The 16,297-nt window shown below is 71.6% G+C and carries 13 protein-coding genes; 4 read left to right on the forward strand and 9 right to left on the reverse strand.

Annotation, left to right across the window (positions count from 1 at the left end):
- Nucleotides 1–11 precede the first annotated feature (11 nt).
- The gene (locus HF323_RS08490; protein WP_169582183.1) at nucleotides 12–1,319 is read right to left on the reverse strand and encodes a phosphotransferase; all 1,308 of its coding nucleotides are present in this window, start codon (nucleotides 1,317–1,319) and stop codon (nucleotides 12–14) included.
- 80 nt (nucleotides 1,320–1,399) lie between these two features.
- On the opposite strand from HF323_RS08490, the gene nudC reads away from it, so the two are divergent.
- Both nudC and HF323_RS08500 read left to right on the forward strand, forming a co-directional pair.
- Nucleotides 1,400–2,314 (forward strand): NAD(+) diphosphatase, encoded by a 915-nt coding sequence (nudC, locus tag HF323_RS08495; protein ID WP_169582184.1) that lies wholly within the window; start codon nucleotides 1,400–1,402, stop codon nucleotides 2,312–2,314.
- Nucleotides 2,311–4,077 (forward strand): ATP-dependent helicase, encoded by a 1,767-nt coding sequence (locus HF323_RS08500; protein WP_169582185.1) that lies wholly within the window; start codon nucleotides 2,311–2,313, stop codon nucleotides 4,075–4,077. Before nudC ends, HF323_RS08500 begins: the two co-directional genes overlap by 4 nt.
- A gap of 760 nt (nucleotides 4,078–4,837) precedes the next feature.
- On the opposite strand, the gene HF323_RS08505 is transcribed toward HF323_RS08500, so the two are convergent.
- On the reverse strand, nucleotides 4,838–6,361 hold the full coding sequence (locus tag HF323_RS08505; protein ID WP_317451033.1) for a zinc-dependent metalloprotease: 1,524 nt from the start codon (nucleotides 6,359–6,361) through the stop codon (nucleotides 4,838–4,840).
- A 124-nt stretch (nucleotides 6,362–6,485) separates the two neighbouring features.
- Between HF323_RS08505 and HF323_RS08510 the strand changes: the two genes are divergently transcribed.
- The gene (locus tag HF323_RS08510; RefSeq protein WP_317451034.1) at nucleotides 6,486–7,619 is read left to right on the forward strand and encodes a S16 family serine protease; all 1,134 of its coding nucleotides are present in this window, start codon (nucleotides 6,486–6,488) and stop codon (nucleotides 7,617–7,619) included.
- Between the two features lie 67 nt (nucleotides 7,620–7,686).
- Nucleotides 7,687–10,587, forward strand: coding sequence for a UPF0182 family protein (locus HF323_RS08515; protein ID WP_169582186.1), 2,901 nt, complete (start codon nucleotides 7,687–7,689; stop codon nucleotides 10,585–10,587).
- A 51-nt stretch (nucleotides 10,588–10,638) separates the two neighbouring features.
- Here HF323_RS08515 and HF323_RS08520 read toward each other — a convergent pair whose 3' ends face one another.
- From HF323_RS08520 to idi, 7 genes are read right to left on the reverse strand one after another with little or no spacing between them, the layout of a single operon-like run.
- On the reverse strand, nucleotides 10,639–11,532 hold the full coding sequence (locus tag HF323_RS08520; protein WP_169582187.1) for a prenyltransferase: 894 nt from the start codon (nucleotides 11,530–11,532) through the stop codon (nucleotides 10,639–10,641).
- A complete protein-coding gene (locus HF323_RS08525) occupies nucleotides 11,529–11,846 on the reverse strand; it encodes a lycopene cyclase domain-containing protein (protein WP_169582188.1) in 318 nt (105 codons plus the stop codon). Before HF323_RS08525 ends, HF323_RS08520 begins: the two co-directional genes overlap by 4 nt.
- A complete protein-coding gene (locus HF323_RS08530; protein WP_169582189.1) occupies nucleotides 11,843–12,208 on the reverse strand; it encodes a lycopene cyclase domain-containing protein in 366 nt (121 codons plus the stop codon). Before HF323_RS08530 ends, HF323_RS08525 begins: the two co-directional genes overlap by 4 nt.
- Nucleotide 12,209: 1 nt before the next feature.
- On the reverse strand, nucleotides 12,210–13,781 hold the full coding sequence (crtI, locus tag HF323_RS08535) for a phytoene desaturase family protein (RefSeq protein ID WP_169582190.1): 1,572 nt from the start codon (nucleotides 13,779–13,781) through the stop codon (nucleotides 12,210–12,212).
- Nucleotides 13,778–14,671 carry a squalene/phytoene synthase family protein gene (locus HF323_RS08540; protein ID WP_317451035.1) on the reverse strand — a complete coding sequence of 298 codons (894 nt, stop codon included), beginning with the start codon at nucleotides 14,669–14,671 and terminating at the stop codon, nucleotides 13,778–13,780. Before HF323_RS08540 ends, crtI begins: the two co-directional genes overlap by 4 nt.
- Nucleotides 14,668–15,729: a polyprenyl synthetase family protein gene (locus HF323_RS08545; protein ID WP_169582191.1), complete on the reverse strand. Its 1,062-nt coding sequence runs from the start codon at nucleotides 15,727–15,729 to the stop codon at nucleotides 14,668–14,670. Before HF323_RS08545 ends, HF323_RS08540 begins: the two co-directional genes overlap by 4 nt.
- Nucleotides 15,726–16,277, reverse strand: coding sequence for an isopentenyl-diphosphate Delta-isomerase (idi, locus tag HF323_RS08550; protein ID WP_169582192.1), 552 nt, complete (start codon nucleotides 16,275–16,277; stop codon nucleotides 15,726–15,728). The genes HF323_RS08545 and idi overlap by 4 nt, the downstream gene beginning before the upstream one ends.
- Between the last annotated feature and the right edge of the window lie 20 nt (nucleotides 16,278–16,297).

Genomic DNA, 16,297 nt, shown 5'->3' on the forward strand with positions numbered 1-16,297 from the left:
CGCGGGGCAACCTATTCGGCGAGCCAGCGGCGAAGCGCGGCCTCCGAGGCCCGCTCGGCGTCCGCTGCGGCGTCGAGGTCGTGGTCCGCGGGAGAGGGCGCGCCGCGCTCGTCGCGTTCGGCCGCCGTGCGGGCCGCGCGGGCGCCGGCGAGGTCGATCGGCGCGGTCGCACCGGGATCCGCGGCGGAAGCATGGTCGGCTCGGGCTCCGAGATCGATCTCCACCGTGTCTTCGGGCTGCGCGGTGCTCGCGGGGTCGTCTCCGACCCACGTCGACAGCTCGTCGGGATCGTAGGCATCGGTGTGCATCGATGTGTCGATGACGGACGCGCCGGCTTCAGGCATCCGATCGAGGAGTGCGATCGCCTCGTCGACGTCGAGCGGGGCATCCGTCATGATGTCGTCGTCTCCGACGCCCGCCGCGAGGGTCTCGAGCAGGCCCACGGCATCGTCGATCACGTCGGCGCGACCCGTCTCGTGTCCGTGGACGAGCCAGGACGCGAACTCCAGCTCGGCGTACAGGCGGGCCCGTTCCCTTGCACGCTCATCGGGTGCCCGTCCGCTGTGAGCGACGTAGGCCGCGTACACGTCGTCCGCTGCCGCCGGTGCCGAGGCCAGCCATTGCAGGTCGGCGGCGGGGTCACCGACCGACAGACCGTGCCACTCGATGAGCCCGGTCACCTGGGGAATCCCGTCGACGTCTTCGAAGAGGAACGACGCTGCGCCGGTGCCGCCGAGCACGACGGCGGATTCGAACCGCCAGAGTTCGTCGGCGCGGAGCGCCCGCCGCCAGCGGTGGGCGAGGGACTCCGGCAGACGCCGGGTCGCCTCGGCGCGCTCGGCCAGACGGGCGGTGTCGGTCCGGATCTGCTGAGGGGTGCGAACGGGCAGCCCCTCGGTGCGCACGATCGACAGCGGGAGCGCATGGAGGGCGGCGAGAGCGGCGCCCAGCGACGTGGCGGCGCCGCGGCCGGCGGGAAGGTGGGCGGGGTCCACCCGGTAGCCGGGCAGGAAGTCGACGACCACCGCGCGGGAATCTCCCAGGCCGGTCTCACCGAGCAGCTCGGGCGCTCGGAAGGGGAGGAGGCTCCGCACGCCCGGGGTCAGCGCGCGCAACGCGCGCGCCTCCGCGACGAGCTCCGGGACGCCCGCGGCATCGGCGGGGACGCGCACGACCACGCGTCGTCCGTCGTCGAGGTGGGCCACTGCGGAGTCGAATCGTCCGCTCGCACCCTCGGTGAGGGCGCCGACCCCGACGACGCCGACCCGGGGAAGAGCCGACGTGACCGACGCGGCTAGAGTGAAGGGTGAGCGTGCCATGTGCCCAGGGTAGGTCGGCCGCGCTCGTCCATCCCCGCGCCACGCCCTGGCTCGTCCTCTCGGAGAATCGGAGATCCTCGATGACGGCGCCCGACAGTCCGCGCCTTCCCCCGCTGGCCGGAGCGGCTGTCGACCGCGCCGGCGACGAGCGTGCTGCACCCGGCCTCATCGACAGCGCTCGCGTCGCGGCCGACACGCGTGTGCTCGTTCTGACAGGTGACCGCGCGCCGCTTGCGACGCCCAGCGCACTGCACTGGGTGGAACCGGCGATGGTGGACGACGGCGCCGCGTGGGCATTCCTGGGGCGCGACGCCCACGGCGCGGCGCTCCTCGCCGCGGTCTTCGAGGCGGCCGACGACGAGCCGTTCCACGCACCTGCCGGCTGGGGCGGTCTGCGGGCCGTCGGCGGCGAGCTGTCCGACCACGACGCCGGCGCCTTCGTGGAGGCCCTCAGCGTCGGGAGGTGGCTGCTCGAAGCGCCGTACTGCCCTGCCTGCGGTGCCCTCACGATGACGGTCGACGCCGGCTGGTCACGGCGCTGCCCCTCGTGTGGGCGTCAGCACTTCCCCCGCACCGATCCGGCCGTGATCGTCGCCATCACCAGCGCGGACGACCCCGATGCGCTGCTGCTCGGTTCGAACGCGCTGTGGGGCGAGAGCCGCTTCTCCTGCTTCGCGGGCTTCGTCGAGGCCGGCGAGTCGCTCGAGGCGGCGGTTCGGCGAGAGGTCGGGGAGGAGTCCGGGGTGCAGGTCACCGATGTGCGGTACCGCGGGTCGCAGGCGTGGCCGTACCCTCGCTCGCTCATGCTCGGATTCCTCGCGACGGCCGCGGACGATTCCTCCGCCCGCGCCGACGGCGAGGAGATCGTCGCGGTGCGCTGGTTCACCCGCGACGAGATCGGCGCGGGGCTGGCCGGCGAGGGAGACGTCGCCCTGCCGGGCCGCGCCTCGATCGCCCACCGGCTCATCAGCGACTGGTACGCGGGGCGGGCATGAGCGGCCGTGTTCTGGCTGGCCTGGACGAGCGCCAGCTCGAGGCGGTGCAGGCCCTTCGCGGCCCGGTGGTGGTGCTCGCGGGTGCCGGCACCGGCAAGACCCGCGTCATCACGCATCGCATCGCCCACGGCGTCGACACCGGCGCGTACTCGCCGGGACGCGTGATGGCGGTGACCTTCACCGCCAAGGCGGCAGGGGAGATGCGTGGCCGGCTGCGCGCGCTCGGCGTGGACGGCGTCTCGGCCCGCACCTTCCACGCCGCCGCGCTGGCGCAACTGAACTACTTCTGGCCCACGCTCGCGGGCGACACCGCCCCCGGGGTGGTCGACAATAAGGTCCGGCTGCTCGCTCACGCGGCGGACGGCATCGGCCTGGATCCCGACACACCGACGCTGAGGGACGTGGCGAGCGAGATCGAGTGGCGCAAGGTCTCGATGCTCGGGATCGACGCCTACGCGGCCGCGCGGCCGAACGGCGTCGGACGACTGACGGTCGAGCGGGTCGTGGACCTTCACCGCGCCTACGAGAAGCTCAAGGACGAGCGGCGTCAGCTCGACTTCGAGGACGTCCTTCTCGCCTGCGCGGGAATGCTCGAGGCCGAGCCGCACGTGGCGCGCGCCGTCCACGAGCAGTACCGGCACTTCACCGTCGACGAGTTCCAGGACGTCTCGCCCCTGCAGCACCGGCTGCTGGAACTGTGGCTCGGTGACCGTCGCGATCTGTGCGTCGTGGGTGACGCGAGCCAGACGATCTACTCGTTCGCGGGAGCCGAGGCGCGATTCCTGCTCGAGTTCGCCAGCCGCCACGACGATGCCCACGTCGTGCGCCTGGAGACCAATTACCGATCGGATGCCTCGATCCTCGCCGTGGCGAACGAGCTCATGCGCGACCGGCCCGGCGCTCTGCAGCTGCGTGCCGAGGCGCACCGCCCCGTTGCCGATTCGCGTCCGACCGTCACCGCCTTCGAGGATGACGAGGAGGAGGCTCGCGGCGTCGCCGCCCGGATCGCCGCGCAGATCGCGGCGGGCATCGATCCTCGCCGCATCGCCGTGCTGTACCGTGCGCACGCCCAGTCGGCCGAGCTGGTGCGGGCTCTCGCCGATGCGGGTATCGCCACCACGGTGCTGGGCGGCCGGCGCTTCTTCGACCTTCCCGAGGTGCGGCAGGGGATCATGGCGCTCCGCGGTGCTTCCGTGGCCCCGATGCAGGGCGGACTCGTCGACACGGTCCGCGATGTCCTGCGCTCGCTCGGGCTGACGGAGGACCCGCCGCCCGCCGGCGGAGCGCTCCGCGATGCGTGGGAGGCGCGGGCGGCTCTCCTGCGTCTCGCCGAGGAGGCCCCCGAAGGCACGAGCCTGCGCACCTTCACGGATGAGCTCGCCGCGCGCGCGAAAGCGCAGCACGAGCCGGCGCTGCGAACGGTCACGCTCGCGACGATCCACGCGGCGAAGGGCCTGGAGTGGGACCACGTCCACCTCGTGGGGCTGGCGGAGGGGCTGCTGCCGATCTCGTACGCGACGACGTTCGAAGCCGTCGACGAGGAGCGCCGCCTCGCCTACGTGGGCATCACGCGGGCCGCGCGTACGCTCTCGCTGTCGTGGGCTCGAGGCGTGCGGGAGCGGCTGCCTTCTCGCTTCCTGCGAGAGATCGGCAGCGGCACTCTGGATGCGGTCGGTGCACCCGCTCGGAGCGCCGGGTCGTCCCGGCGCGCAGGGTCAGCGACCGCGCGTCCATCGCGGCCGCGCCCGTCTCGGCTTCCCTGAGCAGGCGGGAGGCGGTGACCCCGGCCTCCCAGAGGATCGACGGCTCTACCTCGACGGCCGCGCGGCCGACGAGCTGAGCGGCCACCGTAGGCCACGCGGGGTCCGCATCGCGGCGGTCGGCCGCCAGGCAGGCCAGGCATGCGGTGCGCCCCGGACGGATCAGCGGGCCCACGTGTGCGGAGCGGGGCGTGAGGACCACGGGCAGGTGCGGCCGGTCATCGGCCATCAGGGCTGCCGCGAAGGCGGGCGGGATGAGCCGGTGCGCCACGATGACGAGAGTGGCGGCATCCGCGAATCCGCCGCCCGGCGGATCGAAGGGGTGAGCCGCGTCGACGGCGCACCCGCTCGCGATCATCGCCTCCTCGACGGCGGCGAGGTGGTGCGCACGCACGTCTCCCGCCGCCTGCAGCGTCGCACGGACAGGGGTCGCATCGTGCGCGAGAGCGGGCTCGATCCGGGCCAGGAACCGCTCCGCCGCCCGCTGCGAGGCACCCGCGGCGACGGCGAACGGCACGGCCGCGGCATCCGGGATCCCCCGCTCGAGTTCGCGCACGAGCCTCTGCTGCCAGGGGGACGGATCGTCGACGACCGCGACCGCGTCCGGGCCGAACTGCAGGACGGTGGGGGTGCGCCACAGCGGCGGATGCTCGGGATCGATGCGGGCCATGCCTCGAGTCTCGCCGCCGACGGGGCCGCCGATGCGGCTGTCCACAGGCCGCGGCCGCGGACGGCGTCCTCGCCGCGCACTGGGGAGGAGAGGCTAGACCGGCCGGTGATCCTCGGGGTTGCCCGAGTCGTCGCCGGAGTCGTCGCGCGAGCCGTCGTCACCGGAACCGTCGTCGCCCGAGTCGTCGGCGATCAGGCCGCCGTCGCCGGAGTCGTCGGCGATCAGGCCGCCGTCGCCGGAGTCGTCGGCGACCAGGCCGCCGTCGCCCGGGCCGTCCTCCTGGGCGCGAGCATCGTCGCCCGCGAGGAGACGGGCCAGCGCGTCGTCGAACTCGTCCCGTGCGGGCTCCTCTCCGCGTGCGCGGGCCTCGAGCCGGGCGACGAGCGCTGCCGGGTCGTCGATGTCGTCGGCGCCTGGCATGAGGTCGGGGTAGTCCCACAGGGCGTCGCGGGCGGCGGGCCCGACGGCGTCCGTCACCGAGCGCCACATCGCCGCGGCTTCGCGCATGCGGCGCGGACGAAGCTCGAGTCCGACGAGGGATCCCAGCGCGCGCTCCGCGGGTCCGCCGACGGCCCGCCTGCGGCGCACCGCCTCGGCGATGCGGTCGGCCGACGGCAGGCGCGAGGTGGCGTCGGCCGTCACGACCTCGACCCACCCCTCGATCGTCGCGAGGAGATTCTCCAACCGGGCCAGTGCCGCATTCTGCGCCTCGGAGCGCTCGGGCAGCAGCGCGCCGCTCTCGAGGGCGGTGCGCAGCTCTTCGGGCTGCGACGGGTCGAAGCGCGACGCGAGCTCTTCGAGCGCGTCGGTGTCGACGTGCACGCCGCGGGCGAACTCGGTGACCTGCGAGATGACGTGCAGGCGCAGCCAGCGCGCGTGGCGGAAGAGCCGCGCGTGGGCGAGTTCGCGCGTCGCCACGTAGAGGGCGAGCTGGTCTTCGGGGACCTCGAGATCCCGGCCGAAGTCGGCGAAGTTCTGGGGGAGGATGGCCGCCTCGCCGTCGGGCATGAGCGGAATGCCGACGTCGCCGCCGCTGACGACCTCTTTCGACAGGTTGCCGACCACCTGGCCGAGCTGCGACGCGAAGAGCGATCCTCCGACGGTCCGCATGAGCCTGCCCGCCCCGGCGACGAGCCCCTGCATGTCGTCGGGCGCCTGCTCGCTGAGGGCCGACGTCAGCGCATCGGCGATGCTCGTCGCGACCGGCTCGGCGAGCTGCTGCCAGACGGGCAGCGTCGCCTCGACCCAGCCGCCGCGCGTCAGGGTCTTCGGCGTCCCCGGAAGCTCCGAGATCGTCGTGGCCTCGCTGAGCCAGAGTGCGGCCAGCGTGAACGCCTGATCGAGGTCGGTGCGCTGCCCGGTGGTGACCCCGAGGCCGTCCTGATTGGCGATGTGCAGCGCCTGGCGCTCGGCCATCTCCCACGAGATCCCGCTGTCGCCGCCGCCGGCGAAGGCTCCCTGCAGGTGCCGCATGACCGTCTGCATCATGGCCGGGTCGATGTTCATGCCGGACAGGCGCGAGAGGGCCTCGGCATCGAGATCGCCCGCGCCACCCCCGAGCAGCTGGCGCATGAGCTCTTGGAACTCTTCTTCGGGGGTGCGATCGTCCTCCGCCACTTCAGCCGCCTTTCAGCCGGTTCATGACCTCGCGCTCTACGCTAGTCGCAGCATCCTTCGCACTTCCCGGCAGAGCCGTGAACGCCTTACGCCGGTCGCGAACGACCCGGCAGAAAGAGGTCCCGTGGCCCTGCCCGACGAGAACGTCCTCACCGAGCGTGCGCCGCAGCGCCGCATGTCGCGCGGCGGCGTTGTCGGCATCTGGGCGCTCGCGGTCGCGCTCGTCGTCCTGTTCGTGATCACCTTCCTGCCCACCTCGTACGTGATCCAGCGCCCCGGCCCGGTCTACAACACGCTCGGCACCGCCACGAACGCGGAGGGCGACGAGGTGCCCCTCATCTCCGTCGAGGGCGCTGAGACGTTCGAGACGGACGGAGCGCTGGATCTGCTGACGGTGCAGGTCATCGGCAATCGCGAGCGCACGCCGTCCTGGTTCGAACTCGCCCTGGCGTGGTTCGATCCGCAGAAGGCGGTCCTGCCCATCGACGCCGTCTTCCCCGAGGGGACCACCACCGAGGAGCGCAACTCCGAGAGCGCGGCCATGATGGTCGACTCGCAGCAGGAGGCGACCGCTGCCGCGCTGACGGAGCTCGGCTACGACGTCGGCGCCCGGCTGACGGTCCATTCGTTCGTCGAGGACTCCGCCGCCGCAGGCGTGCTGGAGGAGGGCGACGTCATCCTGGGTGCGAACGGTGAGACGGTGGCGGATGCCGCGTCCCTCCGCGAGATCGTCAACGAAGGCGGCGGCGAGCCGATCGATCTGCGCATCCAGCGCGACGGCGCGGAGCAGACGGTCGCGGTCACTCCGAAGGAGACCGAGGTCGACGGCGAGACCACGCTGCTCCTCGGGATCACCCTCATGACGGCGTACGACTTCCCGATCGATGTGACGATCCAGCTCAACAACGTCGGCGGTCCGAGCGCCGGCATGATGTTCGCGCTCGGGATCATCGACACGCTCACGCCCGACCAGCTCAACGGCGGGGAGCAGTTCGCCGGGACGGGCACCATCACGGCCGACGGCGAGGTGGGGCCCATCGGCGGGATCCGCCAGAAGCTGTGGGGCGCCAAGGATGCGGGCGCCGAGTGGTTCCTCGCGCCGGAGGCGAACTGCGACGAGGTGGTCGGGCACGTCCCCGACGGTTTGCAGGTCTTCGCGGTCGAGACGCTCGACGACGCGCTGAGCGCGCTCGAGACAGTGCGCGACGGCGGCGAGGTGGACGCGCTCCCGACGTGCGAGGCGGCGCTGGCAGGCTAGGAACTCGCGGAGTTCGCCCAGCGCGGACTCGGGCGGCCGCCCAGTACGGCCCGCCTAGGATGGGACGGTGACCACGACCCCTGCGCCGACGCCGGCCACACCCTCTCGCTCCCGACGCGTCATCGCGATCTCGCTCGCGATCATCGCGGCCCTCGTGGCGGCCTTCTTCGTCTTCGCGAACCTCTACGCCGACTTCCTCTGGTACGACCAGCTCGGCTACGACTCGGTGCTGCTGACCCAGTGGATCGCCCGTGTCGTGATGTTCGCCATCGGATTCCTCGGCATGGCGGTGCCGGTATGGCTCGCGATCCAGCTGGCCTACCGCCTGCGTCCCGTCTATGCGCGGCTGAGCTCGCAGCTCGACCGCTACCAGGAGGTCGTCGAGCCTCTCCGCCGCCTGGCCATGTGGGGCATCCCGATCTTCTTCGGCTTCTTCGCCGGTTTCGCCGCGTCGGCGCAGTGGGAGACGACGTGGCTGTGGTTCAACGGCGTCGCGACCGACGTCTACGACCCCGAGTTCGGCCTCGACACCGGGTTCTACCTGTTCGCCATGCCGTTCTACAGCGCCCTGGTGGGGTTCGTCTCGGCCGTTCTGCTGGTGTGCCTGCTGGTGACGGCCCTCGTGTCGTACCTCTACGGCTCGGTCCGCGTGGGGCAGCGCGAGCTGCGGATCTCGAAGGCGGCCCGGATTCAGCTCGCCGTGATCGCTGGCCTCTACCTGCTGGTGCAGGCTGCGAGCCTGTGGCTAGACCGATACAAGACGCTCATCGAGCCGGGCGACCGCATCACCGGTCCCGGGTACACCGGCGTCAACGCGATCATCCCCGGTCAGACGATCCTTGCGATCGTGGCGGTCATCGTCGCCATCCTCTTCTTCGTCACGGCCATCATCGGCCGATGGCGGTACCCGCTCATCGCGACCGCGCTCCTCGTCGTGTCGGCCATCGTCCTGGGCATCGGATACCCGTGGGTGGTCAACACGTTCCAGGTGCAGCCGAACCGCTTCGCTCTCGAGCAGGAGTACTACCAGCGCAACGTCGACTCCACGCACGCCGCGTACGGCGTCGACGGTCTCGAGAAGCAGGACTTCCAGGCGGTGACCGACGCCGAGGCCGGCCAGCTGCGCGAGGACGCCGCCACGACGGCCCAGATCCGCATCATGGACCCGGCCATCATCTCGCCGACCGTTCGCCAGCTCGAGCAGTTCCGCGGCTACTACCAGTTCGCCGATCCGCTCGACGTGGACCGGTACGACATCGACGGGGTGTCACAGGACACCGTGGTGTCTGTGCGCGAGCTCGACCTCTCCGAACTGGGCGCCGCGGCGGACTGGCAGAACTCGGCCGTGGTCTACACCCACGGCTACGGGCTCGTCGCGGCCAAGGGCAACGACCGCACGGGCGACGGCGACCCGGTCTTCCTCGAGCGCGGCATCCCCGCCACCGGCTTCCTCTCCGATCAGGAGGACTTCCAGCCGCGCGTGTACTTCGGCGAGTACTCGCCCACGTACTCGATCGTCGGCGCGCCCGAAGGGGCCGAGCCGGTCGAACTCGACTATCCGACCGGCGGCGACGGCGGCGGCGAGGTCAAGACGACGTTCGAGGGCGACGGCGGGCCGAGCCTGGGCAGCGTCTTCAACCGCCTCATCTACGCGCTGAAGTTCCAGGCCGAGCAGATCCTCTTCTCGGACTATGTCAATGAGGAGTCGCAGATCCTCTACGACCGCGACCCGCTGACGCGCGTGCAGAAGGTCGCCCCGTACCTCACCCTCGACAGCGACCCGTATCCGAGCGTCGTCGACGGCCGCATCGTGTGGATCATCGACGGCTACACGCTCAGCGCCAACTACCCGTACTCGTCGACGGTGAGCCTCGCATCGGCGATCTCCGACTCGTCGAACCCGGCGCCGCGCTTCGCGATGGACGACATCAACTACATCCGCAACTCGGTCAAGGCCACGGTGGACGCGTACGACGGCTCGGTCACGCTGTACGCGTGGGACGAGGAGGACCCGGTCCTGGCCTCGTGGCAGAACGTCTACCCGTCGACCCTCAAGCCGATCAGCGAGATGTCCGACGAGCTGATGAGCCACGTGCGCTATCCGACGGACCTGTTCAAGGTGCAGCGGACAGTGCTCGGCGTCTACCACGTCGATGACGCCCGCTCGTTCTACCAGAGCGACAACCGCTGGCAGACGCCCAACGACCCGCAGGCCGACTCGCAGCTGCAGCCGCCGTACTACTTGACCATGCAGATGCCGGGCCAGGAGGCGCCGACCTATTCGATGTTCACGTCGTTCATCCCGTCTTCCACGGGGGGCAACGCGCGCAACGTGCTCATGGGATATCTGGCGGTCGATTCGAACGCAGGAGGCGAGGCCGGCAAGAAGGCGGCCGAATACGGAAAGCTCAGGATGCTCGTCATCGACGCGGACACGACGGTGCCCGGCCCCGGACAGGTGCAGAACACGTTCAACGCCGATCCGCTGGTGTCGTCGCAGATCAACCTGCTGAAGCAGGGACAGTCCGACGTGCTCAACGGCAACCTGCTGACGCTCCCGGTCGGCGGGGGACTCCTGTACGTTCAGCCGGTGTTCGTGCAGTCGTCGGGCGCGACCAAGCTTCCGACGCTGCAGAAGGTGCTGGTCTCGTTCGGCAATGACATCGCGTTCGAGGACACCCTCAACGAGGCCCTCGATGCCCTCTTCGGCGGGGATTCGGGTGCCGCCGCCGGCGATGACGATGTCGATCCGACGCCGGGGGCGACGCCGACGCCCGAGCCCACCGAGCCGGAGGAGCCGACGGTCCCCTCCGACGAGTACCAGGAGGCGCTGCAGCAGGCTCAGGAGGCGATGCTCGACCGCGATGCCGCGCTTCAGGCCGGCGACCTCACGGCGTTCGCCGAGGCCGACGAGCGCCTGACCGCCGCGGTCGAGAAGCTCATCGAGCTGGGCGCCCTGGAGCCGTAACCCGCTCTCGACGAAGGCCGGCTGCCCGCGAGGGAGCCGGCCTTCGCCGATTCAGGCGGTCAGGAACCAGTACCAGATGAGCAGGAGCGTCACGAGGAAGCCGGCGAGCTGATTGAGCCACAGGAAACGATCCCAGCCGCGCGTGGCGTCTGCGGCGGTGGCGTCGGTGACGTTGCGGAACGGCCAGACCGTGAGCAGGTAGGGGACCGCGACGAGTGCGGCGAGCGGGCCCGGCCACGCGGTCGCGAGCATGACGAGGCCGGATGCCCCGTAGCACGCGAGCGCGAATCGCACGGTCCACCGCGCGCCGCGCGCGGTCGCGATCGAGGCGATTCCCGCCTCTCGGTCCGCCACCACGTCCTGCACCGCGCCGAACGCGTGGGATGCCACTCCCCACAGCGCGAACGCCGCGATGACGGCGACCAGCTGCCAGGTCCAGGCGGCGCCGGCGAGCACGAGCCCGTACACGGCGGGGGAGAAGAAGTGGATGCTGCTCGTGACCGAGTCCGCGAAGGGCACTTCCTTCAGTCGCAGCGGCGGAGCGCTGTAGAAGACGACGAAGAAGAGGCTCGCGGCCAGCACGACCCAGGACAGCGGTGATCCGACTGCTACGAGGTAGGCCACGAACGGCAGACAGGACAGTCCTGCCGCCCACAGCGTCGCCCTGTGCAGGCGACGGTCGAGGACGGCCCCGTGGGCGCCGCCCTTGCGCGGGTTGCGCAGGTCGGATTCGTAATCGAAGACGTCGTTGATCCCGTACATCGCGAGGTTGTACGGGATGAGGAAGAAGATCGTTCCGACGATGAGGGGCGCGTCGATGCCGCGGGCCGTGAGCAGGTAGGCGGCCGCGAACGGATACGCCGTGTTGATCCAGCTGACCGGGCGCGAGGAGACGAAGAGCTGCCGCACGACGGTGCCCGGACGCAGGGGCGCGGGCGCGGTCATCCGGTCTCCTCCTTCGTGCGAGTCGGGGTGAGGAGCGTGAACACCGCGGGCACCAGGAACGCTGCGCACACGGCATACGAGAAGTCCTCGAGCGGCGCCAGACCGATGCGGAGGCCGCTGAGGTGCTCCGCCGGGTACTCCACGATGCCGGCGGCGATCATCGCACTGTCGAAGACCGCTGTGAGGGCGACCAGCACGACGGCCGCGATGCCGGATGCCGCCATGCGCTGCCCGAACCGGGGGCGGCGCAGCGTGGCCAGCGTGACGACAGCTGTCACCAGCGCGAACGGCACGATGATGAGCGTGTACGTCATGCCCGTTCCCGTTCCTCTCCGCCGCGCGCGGGGGAGGAGTCGCCGGCTGCCGATCTGCCGAGAAGGCGCTGCGCCGCGCTCCAGAGCACGAGCGCGAGGTAGCTGAGGAACGCGAGGAAGAAGACCTCCTCGAGCGGGAGGTGCGGAGCGAGGTCGATGCCGAGGAACGCGGCGCTGTCCCCCTTCACGAAGACACCCGTCGCGATGCCGACGGCGTCCCACGCGAGGAAGAAGCCCGTACCGATCGCTACGGCGGCGGCGGTGCGACCCGGCGCGGGCCACGCCGCGAGCCGCCAGCGACGGTCCAGCAGCGCGATTCCCGCCGCGGACACGAGAATGGCCGCGAGGTATGCACCCGGCACGTCACACCCTCGCCGGCTCGGCGATCGGGCCGGGCGAGCGGTCGCCGCGCAGCCGCTTCACGACGAGCTCCGCGGAGATGAGACACATCGGCAGGCCGATTCCCGGCAGGGCGGAGCCGCCGGCGTAGGCGAGGCCCGACACCTTGCGCGAGGCGTTGCGGGGCCGGAACATCGCGCTCTGCCCGAGCGTGTGGGCGAGGCCGAGCGCGTTCCCGCGCCACGAGTTGAGGTCGGCCGCGAAGTCGCCGGGAGCGATCGTGCGCCGCACCACGACGCGGTCCGCCAGGTCGGGAACGTCGCACCACGTCGACAGCTGGCCGATCACGCGGTCGGCGGCGGCCTCGATCGCGGGATCGCCGCCCCCGTCGACGCCCCCGCGTCCGAGACCGGGGTCGGCGGGGACGGGAACGAGCACGAACAGATTCTCGTGCCCCTCCGGCGCGACCGTCGAATCGGTGGCGCTCGGGCGGCAGACGTACAGCGACGCCGGGTCGGGGATGCGCGTACGGGATCCGAAGATGTCGTCGAAGTTCGAGCGCCAGTCGTCGGTGAACAGGAGTGTGTGATGCGCCAGCTGGGGGAGTTCGCCCTTCACGCCGAGCAGCAGCAGGAGGGCGCCCGGACTGGGGGACCGCTTGGCCCACCACGACTCGGGGTACGTCTGCAGTTCCCGGGGCAGCAGCTGCGTCTCGGTGTGGTGGAGGTCCGCAGTCGACACCACGAGGTCGGCGTCTACCGTGCGACCGTCCGCGAGGGTGACGCCCGTCGCCGCGCTGCCGGCGGTGCGGATCGCGGCGACCTTCGCGCCGGACTCGATGCGGACACCGGATGCCTCGGCCAGCCGCTCGATGGCCCGGATGACCTCGGTGAATCCGCCGCGGGGGTAGAGCACGCCGTCGTCGAGGTCGAGGTGGCTCATGAGGTGGTAGAGGCTCGGCACCCCGTACGGAGACCCGCCGAGGAACACCGCGGGGTAGCCCAGGATCTGGCGCAGGCGCGGGTCGGCGAACCTGCGGTCGACGTGGGAGGCGAGGCTGCGGGTGAGCAGCGGCGCGAGCTGGGGTGCCCGGCGCAGCAGCGCGGGATCGCGGAGGCCCGCGGTCGTCTCGTAGGTGTCGTACAGGAACCGCCCTACGGCGAGGTCGTAGGCATCGCCCGCGGAGTCGAGATAGGCCGCGAGGCGCGCCCCCGCGCCGGGTTCGACGGACTCGAACAGGGCGGTCGCCGCCTCCCGGCCCGACCGCACGTCCAGTGGCGCCCGTCCGGTCGCCGGGTCGGAGTACACGCGGTAGGCCGGGTCGAGCCGCACCAGGTCGAGCTGCTCGGCGGACGACGTCCCCAGCAGGCGGAAGAAGTGATCGAAGACCTCGGGCATGAGGTACCAGCTCGGGCCGGTGTCGAAGCGGAAGCCGTCGGCGTCCCACGATCCGGCGCGGCCGCCGACGTCGTCGCGGGCCTCGAGCACTGTTGCCGACCACCCCTCAAGGCTGAGCAGCGCCGCCGTCGCGAGCCCGGCGATGCCGCCGCCGATGATCACCGCGCGTCCGGGAGCGCCCCCCGTCGCCGGGCTCATGCGCGTGCGTCCCGCGGTGCGAATCCGAGCGCCGCCCGCGCGGCGAGACGCACCTTGACGACGTCCGGAACGCGGACGCGCGTCGTGGGGGCCGGCTCCCTGCGCAGGCGTGCCGAGAGCTCGGCGAACAGATCGTGGGCGGCTGTCACCGCCCGGCGGCAGTCGGCCGGCAGTCGCGGGACCACGGCAGCGGCCGCCGCGAGGTCGGCGTCGATGCGGTCGAGCACGTCGACGCGTGTCGCGGTGCCCGCTGTCAGCCCGAGATAGTCGCGGCCGAGCGCCCCGGCGTCGTGATCGAGGTCGCGCAGGAAGTTGACGTCCTGGAAGGCCGCGCCCAGGCGCCGAGCTCCGTCGACGAGATCGGGGGACGGGGTCTGCGGATGCTCCGCCCCTGCGTTCAAGAACACCTGCAGGCACATGAGCCCGACCACCTCCGCGGAACCGTAGACGTACGAATCGTGCGACGCGTCGTCGTGCGCGCGCGTGGTCAGGTCGGTGCGCATCGAGGCGAAGAACGGCCGGATGAGGTCGGCGCCGATGCCGCACTCGCGAGCCGTCAGCGCGAAGGCGTGGACGATCAGGTTCGCGCTGAATCCCCGCTCGACCGCCGCGAGGGTCTCGGCCTCGAGGTCGTCCAGCACGCCCTCCGCAGCCGCAGGGGAGAGTCCCGCAGCCTCCGCAGGACCGTCGACGATCTCATCGGCGACACGGACGAGGGCGTAGATCGTGCGCACGTGGGGGCGCGGACGCGGTCCGAGCAGCCGGCACGCCAGCGCGAACGACGAGGAGTACCGAGAGATCACGGTCGCCGCGGCATCCCTCGCCGTCCTGTCGTACAGTTCGAGGCCGGTCGCGTCGTCGGCGCGGCGTCGCAGGGAGCGTCGGGTCACGGGATGCGCCTCTCCATGCCGCCCGCGAGCTCGCGCAGCAGCCGTCCGGCGGCCTCGGGAAGAGACGAGTCGCGCGAGGTCGCACGCACGTCGTCGAGGGTCTCCTCGATGAGCGAGAGGAGGCGGACCCTTGCCCCGCTCTCCTCGAGCGCGACCTGGGCCTCGCGCACGGCGATGGGGCCGGTGTGCGCCTGCGCGAGGGCGTCGCTGACACGGGTCCACGACGGCGTCTCGCGGGCGAGAGCCACCAGCGGCGTCCGCTTCGACTCACGGAGATCGCCGCCGCTCTCGCGACCCGCCTGCTCGGCGGTGCCGAACGCGCCGATGAGGTCGTCCACGAGCTGGAACGCCAGCCCGAGCAGTCCGCCTGCGTGTGCGATCACGTCCATCGCGGCGTCGGATGCGCCGGCGAGGACGGCGCCGGCCTGCAGCGGCGACCGGAACGAGTACACGGCCGTCTTGTTGAAGGCCGCGGCGAGCGCCTCCTGCGATCCTGCGGCGTCGTCGATCCGCGCCACGCTGTTCTCGACGTCGGCCAGCTCGCCCGCAGCCGACACGTACACGGCGTCGTCGACGAGGGCGAAGAGGCGTTCCCGGGCGACCGGGTCGACGTCGGCGAACGCGACGAGGCGGAGGGCCTCGTGAAGGAGCAGGTCGCCGGCGAGGATGGCGGCGGCGTCTCCGAGGAGGGCCTCGCCCGCGGCATCCGCCCCCCGCTGTCGGGCGCGCTGGCGGAACTCTCCGGCGACGTTCGGGACGCCGCGGCGTTCGGTGTCGTGGTCGATCACGTCGTCGTGGACGACGAATGCGGTGTGCAGCAGTTCGAATGCGGCAGCGACGGAGTAGAGACCGGGTGCCGCCGCCGGGTCGCCGCCGAAGGCCTCGAAGGAGGCCGCCACGAGCGCCGGCCGGAACCGCTTGCCGCCGCGCGTCGCGCGGGAGAGGGCGTCGCCGAGGGCGGCGAACCCCGGCCCGAGGTCGCGTGCGCGCTCGACCACGCGGGCCACGGAGCCGTCGATGGCCGCGTCCACGCCGGGCGAGGGCGGGAGGGCGATCATGATGCGCGACGTCGCTGCGAGACGGTGCCGAAGAGATGGAGCTGCTGGGCCTGCAGCACGAGCCACGGACTGAACGCCCACGGTGTGGTCTGCAGCGAGACGGCGAGTTCTGCCGGATCGACCCAGCGCGCGTCGACCACTTCGAGGGGGTTGAGGACGGGCTCGTCGTGGGCGAGCGCGGTGTAGACGGGGCAGACCTCGTGCTCGACGATCCCGTTGGCGTCGGTCGCGCGGTAGCGGAAGAGCGGCAGCGCGAGCTCGATGTCGGTGAGCGTCAGTCCCAGCTCGTACTCCGCGCGGCGGTGCACGGCGGTGAGCACCGGCTCGGCCGGCTTGGGGTGGCCGCAGAAGGAGTTGCTCCACACTCCGGGCCAGGTCTTCTTGTCGAGCGCCCGTCGCGTGACGAGGACCTGACCGTCCTCGTTGACGACGTGGCAGGAGAAGGCGAGGTGGAGGGCCGTGTCGGTGCCGTGGACGCTGCTCTTCGGGGCCGTTCCGATGGCCCGTCCCTCATCGTCGAGGAGGACAACGTGGTCGGCATCTGTCATTCGGATCCTCCTTCGATTTC

The sequence above is a fragment of the Microbacterium sp. MF43 genome (assembly GCF_012847295.1).
Taxonomy (GTDB): Bacteria; Actinomycetota; Actinomycetes; order Actinomycetales; family Microbacteriaceae; genus Microbacterium.

Excerpts from the sequence above, each read along its gene's own strand:
- HF323_RS08490 (WP_169582183.1), bottom strand. The coding sequence starts at position 1,319 with ATGGCACGCTCACCCTTCACTCTAGCCGCGTCGGTCACGTCGGCTCTT.
- nudC (WP_169582184.1), top strand. The coding sequence starts at position 1,400 with ATGACGGCGCCCGACAGTCCGCGCCTTCCCCCGCTGGCCGGAGCGGCT.
- HF323_RS08500 (WP_169582185.1), top strand. The coding sequence starts at position 2,311 with ATGAGCGGCCGTGTTCTGGCTGGCCTGGACGAGCGCCAGCTCGAGGCG.
- HF323_RS08520 (WP_169582187.1), bottom strand. The coding sequence starts at position 11,532 with ATGACCGCGCCCGCGCCCCTGCGTCCGGGCACCGTCGTGCGGCAGCTC.
- HF323_RS08525 (WP_169582188.1), bottom strand. The coding sequence starts at position 11,846 with ATGACGTACACGCTCATCATCGTGCCGTTCGCGCTGGTGACAGCTGTC.
- crtI (WP_169582190.1), bottom strand. The coding sequence starts at position 13,781 with ATGAGCCCGGCGACGGGGGGCGCTCCCGGACGCGCGGTGATCATCGGC.
- HF323_RS08545 (WP_169582191.1), bottom strand. The coding sequence starts at position 15,729 with ATGATCGCCCTCCCGCCCTCGCCCGGCGTGGACGCGGCCATCGACGGC.
- idi (WP_169582192.1), bottom strand. The coding sequence starts at position 16,277 with ATGACAGATGCCGACCACGTTGTCCTCCTCGACGATGAGGGACGGGCC.